At 66.6% G+C, this 12,506-nt stretch carries 8 protein-coding genes and 2 tRNA genes; 6 read left to right on the top strand and 4 right to left on the bottom strand.

Going from position 1 to position 12,506, the window contains the following annotated elements; all coding sequences use genetic code 11:
* The 3 genes from VFH65_RS07570 to VFH65_RS07560 all read left to right on the top strand — a co-directional run.
* Positions 1 to 5,506 (top strand): acyltransferase domain-containing protein (locus VFH65_RS07570; protein WP_353320534.1); only part of this gene is annotated, 5,506 nt, incomplete at its 5' end.
* A 43-nt stretch (positions 5,507 to 5,549) separates the two neighbouring features.
* Positions 5,550 to 5,942 carry a holo-ACP synthase gene (locus VFH65_RS07565; RefSeq protein ID WP_353320533.1) on the top strand — a complete coding sequence of 131 codons (393 nt, stop codon included), beginning with the start codon at positions 5,550 to 5,552 and terminating at the stop codon, positions 5,940 to 5,942.
* Positions 5,943 to 5,973: 31 nt separating this feature from the next.
* A complete protein-coding gene (locus tag VFH65_RS07560; RefSeq protein WP_353320532.1) occupies positions 5,974 to 7,320 on the top strand; it encodes a dipeptidase in 1,347 nt (448 codons plus the stop codon).
* On the opposite strand, the gene bcp is transcribed toward VFH65_RS07560, so the two are convergent.
* Positions 7,297 to 7,770: a thioredoxin-dependent thiol peroxidase gene (bcp, locus tag VFH65_RS07555; protein WP_353320531.1), complete on the bottom strand. Its 474-nt coding sequence runs from the start codon at positions 7,768 to 7,770 to the stop codon at positions 7,297 to 7,299. The genes VFH65_RS07560 and bcp overlap by 24 nt on opposite strands.
* A gap of 103 nt (positions 7,771 to 7,873) precedes the next feature.
* Between bcp and VFH65_RS07550 the strand changes: the two genes are divergently transcribed.
* Positions 7,874 to 8,101: a DUF3618 domain-containing protein gene (locus VFH65_RS07550; protein ID WP_353320535.1), complete on the top strand. Its 228-nt coding sequence runs from the start codon at positions 7,874 to 7,876 to the stop codon at positions 8,099 to 8,101.
* 551 nt (positions 8,102 to 8,652) lie between these two features.
* Here VFH65_RS07550 and VFH65_RS07545 read toward each other — a convergent pair.
* Positions 8,653 to 8,725: transfer RNA gene (locus tag VFH65_RS07545), tRNA-Lys, on the bottom strand.
* A gap of 162 nt (positions 8,726 to 8,887) precedes the next feature.
* On the opposite strand from VFH65_RS07545, the gene VFH65_RS07540 reads away from it, so the two are divergent.
* Complete coding sequence (locus tag VFH65_RS07540) at positions 8,888 to 10,108, top strand: L,D-transpeptidase (RefSeq protein WP_353320530.1); 1,221 nt, start codon at positions 8,888 to 8,890, stop codon at positions 10,106 to 10,108.
* Between the two features lie 23 nt (positions 10,109 to 10,131).
* Here VFH65_RS07540 and VFH65_RS07535 read toward each other — a convergent pair.
* Positions 10,132 to 10,204: transfer RNA gene (locus VFH65_RS07535), tRNA-His, on the bottom strand.
* A gap of 40 nt (positions 10,205 to 10,244) precedes the next feature.
* Positions 10,245 to 10,892: an oligoribonuclease gene (gene orn / locus VFH65_RS07530; protein WP_353320529.1), complete on the bottom strand. Its 648-nt coding sequence runs from the start codon at positions 10,890 to 10,892 to the stop codon at positions 10,245 to 10,247.
* A gap of 25 nt (positions 10,893 to 10,917) precedes the next feature.
* Here orn and VFH65_RS07525 point away from each other — a divergent pair.
* Positions 10,918 to 12,506 (top strand): helicase HerA-like domain-containing protein (locus VFH65_RS07525; RefSeq protein WP_353320528.1); only part of this gene is annotated, 1,589 nt, incomplete at its 3' end.

The following is a 12,506-nucleotide window of genomic DNA, read 5'->3' as shown; positions in this document are numbered from 1 at the left end:
CGCACTGCTGGCAGGTCTGAAATCGCCCATCGTGCACGGCATGTGGCTGTCCGCGGCCGCCCAGCATGTGGTCGCCGCGACCGACGGCAAGCCCGCGCCCCCGTCGCGAGTGGTCGGCTGGACGTCACGCTTCCTCGGCATGGTGCTGCCCGGCGACGAGATCGACTTCAGGGTCGACCGGGTCGGAATCGACCGTGGCGCAGAGATCGTCGAGGTCACCGCGAAGGTTGCGGGCGATCTGGTGATGTCGGCCACCGCACAGCTCGCCGCGCCGAAGACCGTCTACGCGTTCCCCGGCCAGGGCATTCAGCACAAGGGCATGGGCATGGAGGTGCGTGCCCGGTCCAAAGCCGCCCGCAAGGTGTGGGATTCGGCTGACAAGTTCACCCGCGACAAGCTCGGCTTCTCGGTGCTGCACGTGGTGCGTGACAACCCGACCAGCCTGATCGCCGGCGGTGTTCACTACCAGCACCCCGAGGGCGTGCTGTACCTGACACAGTTCACCCAGGTCGCGATGGCGACGGTGGCCGCCGCGCAGGTGGCCGAGATGCGCGAGCAGGGTGCGTTCGTCGAGGGCGCGATCGCCTGCGGGCACTCCGTCGGCGAGTACACGGCGCTGGCGTGCGTCAGTGGGGTTTACGACGTGGAGGCCCTGCTGGAGGTGGTCTTCAGCCGCGGCTCCAACATGCACGACATCGTTCCCCGCGATCACATGGGCCGGTCCAATTACCGGCTGGCCGCGATCCGGCCGTCGCAGATCGATCTCGACGACGACGACGTGCCGGCCTTCATCGACGGCATCTCCGAGCGCACGGGCGAGTTCCTGCAGATCGTGAACTTCAACCTGCGCGGCTCGCAGTACGCCATCGCCGGCACTGTGCGCGGCCTCGAAGTGCTGGAGGAAGAGGTCGAGAGGCGCCGCGAGATCAGCGGCGGCAAGCGATCTTTCATTCTGGTGCCCGGCATCGACGTGCCGTTCCACTCCTCTGTGCTACGGGTCGGCGTTGCCGACTTCCGGCGCTCGCTGGAGCGGGTCATGCCGCGCGACAAGGATCCCGACCTGCTCGTCGGCAAGTACATCCCGAACCTGGTGCCGCGGCCGTTCACCTTGGACCGCGACTTCATCCAGGAGATCCGCGATCTGGTGCCTGCCGAGCCGCTCGACGAGATCCTCGCTGACTACGACACGTGGCGGAACGAGAAGCCGAGCGAGCTGTGCCGCAAGATCGTCATCGAGCTGTTGGCATGGCAGTTCGCCAGCCCGGTGCGGTGGATCGAGACGCAGGATCTGCTCTTCATCGAGGAGGCCGCGGGTGGTCTCGGTATCGAGCGGTTCGTCGAGATCGGCGTCAAGTCCGCGCCGACGGTCGCAGGCCTGGCCACCAACACGCTCAAGCTGCCCGAGTATTCGCACAACACAACCGAAGTGCTGAACTCGGAACGCGACGCCGCGGTGCTGTTCGCCACCGACACCGATCCCGAACCGGAGGACCACGACGAGGGTGACTCGCCTGCAGCCGAGCCCGCTGCTGCGGCGGCACCGGTCGAGGCGGCACCGGCGGCCCCCGCGGCCCCGGCCGCACCGAGTGGTGGCCCGCGTCCGGATGACATCGCTTACAGCGCAGCCGATGCCACGCAGGCGCTGATTGCGTTGTCGGCGAAGATGCGGATCGATCAGATCGAGCCGCTGGATTCCATCGAGTCGATCACCGACGGTGCGTCGTCGCGGCGCAACCAGCTGCTGGTGGACCTGGGCTCCGAACTCAACCTCGGTGCCATCGACGGTGCGGCCGAGGCTGATCTGGCCGGGCTGAAGACTCAGGTCACCAAGCTGGCCAGGACCTACAAGCCTTACGGCCCAGTGCTTTCCGACGCGGTCAACGACCAGTTGCGTACGGTGCTCGGCCCCTCCGGCAAGCGTCCGGCCTACATCGCCGAGCGGGTCAAGAAGACCTGGGAACTCGGTGAAGGCTGGGTCAAGCACGTCACGGTCGAGGTGGCGCTGGGCACCCGCGAGGGCTCCAGCGTTCGAGGCGGATCGCTCGGCGGTCTGCACGACGGTGCGCTGGCCGACGTCGCAACGGTCGACAAGGTCATCGACGCCGCGGTGGCCGCAGTTGGCGCCCGCCAAGGCGTGCAGGTTTCGCTGCCGTCGGCGGCGGGCGGAGGTGGCGGCGTGGTGGATAGCGCCGCGCTGGGTGAGTTCGCCGAGCAGGTCACGGGCCCGAACGGTGTGCTGGCTTCTGCGGCCCGCCTGATCCTCGGCCAGCTCGGCCTGGATACCCCTGTCAGCGCGCCGGAGGCGACCGACGCGGAGCTCATCGACCTGGTGACGGCCGAACTCGGTTCGGACTGGCCGCGATTGGTGGCTCCGGTGTTCGACGGCCGCAAGGCCGTGCTGTTCGACGACCGTTGGGCCAGCGCGCGCGAGGACCTGGCGAAGCTGTGGGTGCTCGAGGAGAGCGAGATCGACGCAGAGTGGCCGCGTCTGTCGGAGCGGTTCGAGGGCGCCGGACACATCGTCGGCACTCAGGCCACCTGGTGGCAGGGCAAGGCTCTTGCGGCCGGACGCAATGTCCACGCGTCGCTGTATGGCCGCGCCGCTGCGGGTGCGGAGAACCCCGGCAAGGGTCGCTACAGCGACGAGGTCGCGGTAGTCACCGGCGCGTCAAAGGGTTCTATCGCCGCGTCGGTGGTGTCCCAGCTGCTGGACGGCGGCGCGACTGTCATTGCGACGACGTCGAAGCTCGACGACGACCGGTTGGCGTTCTACCGCACCCTCTACCGCGACAGTGCCCGTTTTGGCGCCAAGCTTTGGGTGGTGCCCGCGAACATGGCGTCCTACAACGACATTGACGCGCTGGTGTCATGGGTGGGTAGCGAGCAGACCGAAAGCCTTGGGCCGCAATCGATTCACCTCAAGGATGCCCAGACGCCGACGCTGCTGTTCCCGTTCGCGGCGCCGCGGGTGGCCGGCGACCTTTCGGATGCCGGATCGCGTTCCGAGATGGAGATGAAGGTTCTGCTGTGGGCCGTGCAGCGGCTCATCGGCGGCCTGTCGCACATCGGTTCGGAGCGAGACATCGCCGCACGGCTGCACGTCGTGCTGCCCGGGTCGCCGAACCGCGGCATGTTCGGCGGTGACGGTGCCTACGGTGAGGCGAAGTCCGCGCTCGACGCGGTGGTCTCGCGGTGGAAGGCCGAGTCGTCGTGGGCGCAGCGAGTCTCGTTGGCGCACGCGCTGATCGGCTGGACCAAGGGCACCGGCCTGATGGGCCACAACGACGCCATCGTCGGTGCGGTCGAGGAAGCCGGCGTCATCACCTACACCACCGACGAGATGGCCAGCATGCTGCTGGGCCTGTGCGACATCGAGTCCAAGGTTGCGGCGGCGCACGAGCCGCTGCGGGTCGACCTGACCGGGGGATTGGCCGACGTCGAGCTCGACATGGCCGAGCTGGCCGCCAAGGCTCGTGAGGAGATGACGTCAGAGGATCGGACGGACGAGGCCGACGAGGCCCACGGAACCGTTCGCGCGCTGCCGTCGCCGCCACGTGGTTACAAGGCGGCGCCGCCGCCGGCATGGGACGACCTCGACGTCGACCCGGCCGACCTGGTGGTGATCGTCGGTGGCGCCGAGATAGGGCCGTACGGCTCCTCGCGGACGCGCTTCGAGATGGAGGTCGATTCCGAGCTGTCGGCGGCAGGCGTACTCGAACTGGCGTGGACCACCGGCTTGGTCAAGTGGGAAGACGATCCCACCCCCGGCTGGTACGACGCCGAGACGGGCGACCTGGTCGACGAGGGCGAGTTGGTGGAGCGCTATCACGACGCGGTCGTCGAGCGTGTCGGCATCCGTGAGTTCGTCGACGACGGCGCGATCGATCCCGATCACGCAGCGCCGCTTCTGGTTTCGGTGTTCCTGGACAAGGACTTCACGTTCGTGGTGTCGTCGGAGACAGACGCCCGCGCGTTCGTGCAGTTCGATCCCGAGCACACGGTGGCCGTGCCGGTTCCCGACAGCACCGACTGGCAGGTGACCCGCAAGGCGGGCACCGAGATTCGTGTGCCGCGCAAGGTGAAGCTCTCACGGACCGTCGGCGCGCAGATCCCCACCGGTTTCGACCCGACCGTGTACGGCATCAGCCAGGACATGGCCAACTCGATCGACCGGGTGGCGCTGTGGAATATCGTCGCGACCGTCGACGCGTTCCTGTCGGCCGGGTTCACCCCGTCCGAGCTGATGCGCTGGGTGCATCCGAGCCTGGTGGCCAGCACGCAGGGCACCGGTATGGGCGGGCTGACGTCGATGCAGACCATGTATCACGGCAACCTGCTCGGCAGGAACAAGCCGAACGACATCCTTCAGGAAGTCCTGCCGAATGTCTTTGCCGGACATGTGGTTCAGTCCTACATCGGCAGCTACGGCTCGATGATCCACCCGGTCGCCGCATGCGCGACGGCCGCGGTATCGGTCGAGGAGGGCGTCGACAAGATCCGGCTCGGTAAGGCCGAGTTCGTGGTGGCCGGTGGCTACGACGACCTGACGCTGGAGGCGATCATCGGATTCGGTGACATGGCGGCCACCGCCGACACCGAGATGATGCGCGCCAAGGGCATCAGCGACTCGAAGTTCTCACGCGCCAACGACCGGCGCAGGCTCGGGTTCGTCGAGAGCCAGGGCGGCGGCACCATCCTGCTGGCCCGGGGCGACCTCGCCGTCAAGATGGGTCTGCCCGTGCTTGCCGTGGTGGCGTACGTGTCGTCGTTCGGCGACGGTGTGCACACGTCGATCCCCGCTCCGGGGCTCGGTGCGCTTGGCGCCGGCCGCGGCGGCAAGGATTCGCAGCTGGCGCGCTCGCTGGCCAAGCTGGGCGTTGGTCCCGACGACATCGCCGTGGTGTCCAAGCACGACACCTCGACGCTGGCCAACGATCCGAACGAGACCGAGTTGCACGAACGGCTGGCGGACTCGCTGGGTCGCTCCGAGGGCGCACCGCTGTTCGTGGTGTCGCAGAAGAGCCTCACCGGCCACGCCAAGGGTGGAGCGGCGGCGTTCCAGATGATGGGGCTGTGCCAGATCCTGCGCGACGGCGTGATCCCGCCGAACCGCAGCCTGGACTGCGTCGACGACGAACTCGCCGGCGCTGCCCACCTGGTCTGGTTGCGCGACACGCTGCGGCTTGGCGAGAAGTTCCCGCTGAAGGCGGGGCTGGTCACCAGCCTCGGGTTCGGTCACGTGTCCGGCCTGGTCGCGCTCGTGCACCCGCAGGCCTTCCTCGCCGCGCTGTCTGCCGAGGAGCGGCAGGCCTACAAGGAGCGCGCGGATGCCCGCGTGCTGGCCGGTCAGCGCAGGCTGGCGTCGGCGATCGCCGGTGGGCGGCCGCTGTACGAGAAGCCTGCCGACCGCAGGTTCAGCGGCGACGCGCCGGAGAAGCGGCAGGAGGCCGAGATGCTTCTCGACCCGGCGTCGAGGCTCGGCGACGGCGACGTGTACGTGCGATGAGCACCTGCGCGAGCAGCGGATGGCATGAGCTAGGTTTCTCGGCATGTCGATAGTCGGGGTGGGGATCGATCTGGTCTCCATCACCGACTTCGCCGAGCAGGTCGACCAGCCTGGCACGGTGTTCTCCGAGACCTTCACGCCAGGTGAGCGCCGTGATGCCGCCGACAAGAGTTCGTCGGCGGCTCGGCACCTGGCTGCGCGATGGGCCGCCAAGGAAGCGGTCATCAAGGCGTGGTCGGGCTCGCGGTTCTCCAAACGGCCGGTGCTGCCGGAAGGCATCCATCGCGACATCGAGGTCATCACCGACATGTGGGGCCGCCCGAAGGTTCGGCTCACCGGAGCGATCGCCGAGCACCTGAAGAACGTGACGATCCATCTGTCGCTGACCCATGAGGCCGACACCGCGGCGGCGGTCGCGATCCTCGAGGAGCGCTAGCCGCGCTGAGCGGCCCGCTAATCTCGTCTCCATGAGTGACTTGGTGGAGCGGGTGCGTGAAGTGCTGCCGTCCGTGCGGCGCGACCTGGAAGACCTTGTGCGCATCGAGTCGGTGTGGGCCGACCCGACCCGCCGTCCCGAGGTGCAGCGCAGCGCGGAGGCCGTCGCAAAGTTGCTGTCCGACGCGGGTTTCGACGATGTGCAGATCGTCAGCGAAGGCGGCGCCCCCGCGGTCATCGCCCGTCATCCGGCGCCGCCGGGCGCACCGACCGTGCTGCTGTACGCCCATCACGATGTCCAGCCCGAGGGTGACCACGCCCAGTGGCAGTCGCCGCCATTCGAGCCGACAGAGCGCGACGGCCGTCTTTTCGGCCGTGGCACCGCCGACGATAAGGCTGGCATTGCAACGCATTTGGCGGCGATTCGGGCGCACGGCGGCAAGCCGCCTGTCGGTGTCACGGTGTTTGTGGAGGGCGAGGAGGAATCGGGTTCGCCGTCGCTGTCCAAACTGCTGGCCGCGCACCACGACACGCTGGCCTCGGACGTGATCGTCATCGCCGACTCCGACAACTGGAGCACCGATGTGCCGTCGCTGACGGTGTCCCTTCGCGGGCTGGCCGACTGCATTGTCGAGGTGGCCACGCTGGATCACGGTCTGCACTCGGGTTTGTGGGGCGGTGTCGCGCCCGACGCGCTCAGCGCGCTGGTGCGGCTGCTTGCCAGCCTGCACGACGACGACGGCAACGTCGCGGTGACGGGTGTATACGAAGGCGTCGCGGCCGATGTCGACTTTCCGCCTGAGCGGGTCCGCGAGGAGGCGGGCTTATTGGACGGGGTGTCCGAGATCGGTTCCGGCTCAGTGCCGCAACGGCTTTGGGCGAAACCGGCGATCACGGTCATCGGCATCGACACCACGTCGATCGCGGCGTCGTCGAACACGTTGATCCCAAGGGCGCGGGCCAAGGTCAGCATGCGCGTCGCGCCCGGCGGCGACGCACGTAAGCACTTGGCAGCGTTGACGCGACACCTCGAGCAGCATGCGCCGTGGGGCGCGCAGGTGACCGTCACGCCGGGCGACATGGGTCAGCCGTACGCGATCGACGCTCGCGGCCCGGTGTACGACGCCGCCCGCGCCGCCTTCCGGCAGGCCTGGGGCAACGAGCCGGTGAATACCGGTGTGGGCGGTTCGATCCCGTTCATCGCCGAGTTCGCCGCCGCCTTCCCGTCGGCGACGATCTTGGTCACCGGCGTGGAAGACCCTGCGACACAAGCTCACAGCGTCAACGAGAGCCTGCACCTCGGCGTGCTGGAACGGGCGGCGACAGCCGAGGCGCTGCTGCTCGAGTATTTGGCGTCAGACCGACAGGTCGCGTCGTAGCTTGGCGACGTGGCCGGTCGCCCGCACGTTGTATTGCGCCTCGGCGATCTTGCCCAACTCGTCGACGACGAACGTGGAGCGGATGACGCCCTGAACTGTCTTGCCGTACATCGTCTTTTCGCCGTAGGCGCCCCACGCGGTCAGAACCCCGCGGTCCGGGTCGGACAGCAGCGGAAACGTCAGCTCTTCCGCGTCACGGAACTTGGCCAGCTTGGCCGGCTTGTCGGGGGAGATGCCGATAACGTCCAGCCCTGCGCCGTTGAGCTCGGAAAGGCTGTCACGGAAGTCGCAGGCCTGCTTGGTACATCCCGGCGTGGATGCGGCCGGATAGAAGTACACGATGACTTTGCGGCCCTTGTAATCAGACAGCTTGACCGTGTTGCCATCGGCGTCGGGCAGGCTGAAGCCGGGGGCTTTATCGCCCACCTCGAGTCGCGGTGTCTGTGGCATGCGTGGTTAGTCCTTCTCGTACGACCGGTGCACTCAGGAGAGTGCGTGCTGATCTAGGGTATTCGGCAAGGCAGTCAGACTTGGAGCGGGCGTGGAGGTAGAAGTGGCGGACCGAGATCCCGACACCATCAAGCAGGAGATCGATCAGGCTCGCGATCAGTTGGCGACGACCGTCGATTCCCTCGCTGAGCGGGCCAATCCGAGCAGGATTGCCGACGACCTCAAGGCGGGACTGACGCGATTCGTCAAGAAGCCCGCGGTGGCCGTCTCACTGGCCGGAGTGGGCGCGGTGATTGTCGTTCTCGTCATCCGCAGGATCAGGCAGCGCTGACGGCTCAGCGCCGGCGTGCCGAGCGGAACCAGTCGGCGAAAGAGAATGTGGGAGGGTTAGCGACCCGGCCGAGGCGACTACAGCTGTGAACCGCGACTGGTCGCTGCGCAGTTATCTCGTCGGCTGGGTGCACGGTCGGTGCAGCCGACGAAATTGATGCGCTCATCTGCGACATCAGCTAAGTCCTCGTTTCGTATCGCCTACCGCTGGTCATGTCTCCCAGCGGCGAATCTCAGCTAACTGAACTCTAGCATCAGTACCCGCTTCGTAGCAGCTTGAAACGGGGGTACCTGCGGATGAGCTTGTTTCCGCAACGATCCCTTTTCGAGGCTCGGGATCCGCAGCATAAGTAGGGTTATGCGGATTGCAGCACACTTCTGGCAGGTCAGGGCACGCGGTCCAGTCAAAATTCACGCCTGCGTCAACCGCAACTACGTGTGGTGTAGACGGCAGACGCCGACATAACGATTTGATCGCTTTACTGGCGTCGCGCCGCATGCGGAGCCAAACCGCGGGCGTCGGCCTCAACAGAGGCGAATTTCACACTTAAGTGCGCCGTCAGGGTTTCGAACCCCGGACCCGCTGATTAAGAGTCAGCTGCTCTACCAACTGAGCTAACGGCGCGCGTGTGCGACAATAACAGGCCCCACGGCGCAGGGTGAAATCCCAAGCGCAGGCCGCCGCAGTGCTGCGGCTCGGCCGTCGCGCCCCCATTCGAAGTTGCCCTTAGACTATTGCCAAGAATCACCGAATTTTTAGATCCCTGGTTGCGAGGTGGAGCAAAGCATGTGGCAGGTCCGACGGGTGGCCCGTCCGCATAGGAGGCACTTGGGGTTCGTGGCGGCGGCGCTGGTGCCCCTCATCGTGCTCGGGCTGTCTGGGTGCAGCAGCAACTCGGCTCCACCGCCGCCGCAGGTGATCACCGACAAGGGCACCCCCTTCGGCGACCTGCTTGTGCCCAAGCTGACCGCATCGGTGACAGACGGGGCCGTCGGCGTCAGCGTCGACTCTCCGGTCACCGTCAGCGCCGAGGACGGCGTGCTCGGGGCCGTGACGATGGTGAACGAGGACGGCGGTCCGGTCGCCGGGCAGCTCAGCCGCGACGGTCTGACGTGGGCCACCACCGATCCGCTCGGCTACAACGAGCGCTACACCCTGACCGCACAATCACTTGGCCTCGGTGGCGTCACCAGTCAGCAGATGACGTTCGAGACCCACTCGCCGGAAAACCTGACGATGCCGTACGTGCTGCCCAACGACGGCGAGGTAGTCGGTGTCGGGCAGCCGATCGCGGTCCGGTTCGACGAGAACATTTCGAACCGGCTGGCCGCCCAGAAAGCCATCGTCGTCAAGACCAACCCACCGGTGCAGGGTGCGTTCTATTGGCTCAACAATCAGGAAGTGCGTTGGCGCCCAGCGGCTTACTGGAAGCCGGGAACGACGGTGGAGGTCGCGGTCAACACCTACGGCGTCGACCTTGGCGACGGGCTGTTCGGCCAGGAGAACGTCACCACTCACTTCACCGTCGGTGACGAGGTGATTACCAGGGTCGACGACAACACCAAGACGCTCACGGTGACGCGCAACGGCGAGGTCATCAAGACCATGCCGGTATCGATGGGAAAGAGCAGCACGCCCACGAACAACGGCACCTACATCGTCGGTGACCGTCTGTCGCACATGGTGATGGACTCGTCCACATATGGCGTACCGACGAACTCGCCCAACGGATACCGCACGGAGGTGGACTGGGCCACGCAGATCTCCTACAGCGGTATCTACGTGCACGCCGCGCCGTGGTCGGTCGGCAGCCAGGGCTACAGCAATGTGAGCCACGGCTGCATCAACGTCAGCACCAGCAATGGGCAGTGGTTCTACGACAACTCCAAGCGCGGTGACGTCGTGGAGATCGTCAACACTGTGGGCTCGACGCTGCCGGGCACCGATGGGCTTGGCGACTGGAACATCCCGTGGGACCAATGGAAAGCGGGCAACGCCAACATCTGAGTCGGCGCGCCCGCTTCACTTCGGGTGGCTGACGGGACTTGAACCCGCGACCCCCAGGATCACAACCTGGTGCTCTACCAACTGAACTACAGCCACCATTGCTGCGAGCCGCGTGGGCAGCACAGCGCCGTTGATCTTAGCCGCTTGGACGCTCCGCAGCCGAATCGATTTGGTCCGGGCCGCCGCCCGGCGTCCCTAGCTCTGCGGCTATCGCGGCGATATCGCTGGTCGACGGGCCCGGCGGCGCGACAAACGCGGTGCGCCGGTAATACTTCAGCTCCCGAATCGACTCGTGGATGTCCGCAAGCGCCCGGTGCGCCAGGCCCTTCTCCGGCTGGCCGAAGTAGATGCGTGGGTACCACCGCCGGCACAGCTCCTTGATCGAGCTGACATCGATCATGCGGTAGTGCAGGTATTCGTCGAGTTTGAGCATGTCTCGCGCGATGAACCCGCGGTCGGTGGCGATCGAGTTGCCGGCCAAGGGGGCGGTCTTCGCCTGCTTCACGTGCGTGCGGATGTAGTCGAGCACCAGTTCCTCGGCGGCGGCCAGGTCGATGGTCGACGCGCGCACCTCCTCGACCAGGCCTGATCGGGCGTGCATCTGGGCGACGACGTCGATCATCGAGTCCAGGGCCTCGTCGGGCGCATGGATGACCACGTCGATGCCTTCGCCGAGGATGTTGAGGTCGGCGTCGGTGACCAGCACCGCGATCTCGATGAGCCGGTCGGTCTTGAGGTCAAGCCCGGTCATCTCACAGTCGATCCACACCAGTTCTTCACGCACGACGCTCACAGTACTGTTTTCGATCATGACCACTGAGTCGACAGCCACTCCCGCACAGCAGATCGCCGCCGGATACGCAGTCGAGGGCCAGGCGCTGGAGCTGGGCACCGTCGTCGTCGACGGGGTCTGCGACGCGGCGGCGCGGGTCCGCATCCCGCTGGCCACCGTCAACCGGCACGGCCTTGTCGCAGGCGCTACCGGAACCGGCAAGACCAAGTCGCTGCAGGTGATGGCCGAGCAGCTGTCCGCGGCCGGGGTGCCGTGTTTGATGGCCGACGTCAAGGGCGACCTGTCGGGCCTGTCCCGCCAGGGCGAGCCCGGCGACAAGGTCCAGCAGCGGGCCAAAGACACCGGCGACGACTGGACGCCGACGGCCTATCCGGTGGAGTTCCTGTCGCTGGGCACGTCGGGCATCGGCGTGCCGGTGCGCGCGACGATCACGAGCTTCGGCCCGATCCTGCTATCGAAGGTGCTGGGGCTCAACCCAACTCAGGAGTCCACGCTTGGCCTGATCTTCCACTGGGCCGATCAAAAGGGTCTCTCGCTGCTCGATCTCAAGGACCTGCGGGCGGTCATCCAATACCTCACCAGCGACGAGGGCAAGCCCGAGCTGAAGGCGCTCGGCGCGGTATCACCCGCGACGGCGGGGGTTATCCTGCGCGCACTGGTCAACCTCGAGGCAGAGGGCGCCGATACGTTCTTCGGTGAGCCCGAGCTGGAACCCAAGGACCTGCTGCGCGTCGACGCCCAGGGGCGCGGGATCATCAGCCTGCTCGAACTGGGAAACCAGGCCGCCAGGCCGGTGATGTTCTCCACGTTTCTGATGTGGGTGCTCGCCGACCTGTTCACCACGTTGCCCGAGGTCGGTGACATCGACAAACCCAAGCTGGTGTTCTTCTTCGACGAAGCGCACCTGTTGTTCACCGACGCGTCCAAGGCCTTCCTCGAACAGGTCGAGCAGACCGTGAAGCTGATCCGGTCCAAGGGTGTCGGCGTGTTCTTCTGCACTCAGCTGCCGACCGACGTGCCCAACGATGTGCTGTCCCAGCTGGGCGCACGCGTTCAGCATGCACTTCGCGCGTTCACCCCCGATGACCAGAAGGCGCTGTCGAAGACGGTCCGCACCTACCCGAAAACCGATGTGTACGACCTGGAGTCGGCGTTGACGTCGTTGGGCATCGGGGAAGCGATCATCACCGTGCTCTCGGAGAACGGCGCGCCGACGCCGGTGGCATGGACAAGGATGCGGGCACCGCGCTCGCTGATGGACACCATCGGACCCGACGCCATCGCAGCAGCGGCCAAGGTCAGTACGCTGCAGGCCGAGTACGGCCAGACCGTCGACCGTGACTCGGCGTACGAACGGCTCAACGCGAGGCTGGCGCCGCCTGAGGCACCGTCGCCCGAGTCGCTGCCGCCTCCGCTGCCCGTCGAACCCGGGGGAGCGAGCACCTCGGGCGAGGTGAAGTCGCGGGACACCGCCGAGCCCGGCATGCTCGAAAAGATGATGGACAGCCCGGCATTCAAGAGCGCGATGCGCTCGGCGGGTACCGTCATCGGCCGCGAAATCACCCGCAGCATTTTCGGCACGGGCCGCCGCCGGCGTCGCCGCTA

The organism is Mycobacterium sp. (genome assembly GCF_035697385.1).
Lineage (GTDB): Bacteria > Actinomycetota > Actinomycetes > Mycobacteriales > Mycobacteriaceae > Mycobacterium.
Note: the sequence above shows the minus strand (reverse complement) of the source record. Positions and strands in the feature narration are given on the sequence as shown.

Coding starts and splice junctions, on each gene's coding strand:
- VFH65_RS07540 (WP_353320530.1), top strand. CDS start 8,888: ATGTGGCAGGTCCGACGGGTGGCCCGTCCGCATAGGAGGCACTTGGGG.
- bcp (WP_353320531.1), bottom strand. CDS start 7,770: ATGCCACAGACACCGCGACTCGAGGTGGGCGATAAAGCCCCCGGCTTC.
- VFH65_RS07565 (WP_353320533.1), top strand. CDS start 5,550: ATGTCGATAGTCGGGGTGGGGATCGATCTGGTCTCCATCACCGACTTC.
- VFH65_RS07560 (WP_353320532.1), top strand. CDS start 5,974: ATGAGTGACTTGGTGGAGCGGGTGCGTGAAGTGCTGCCGTCCGTGCGG.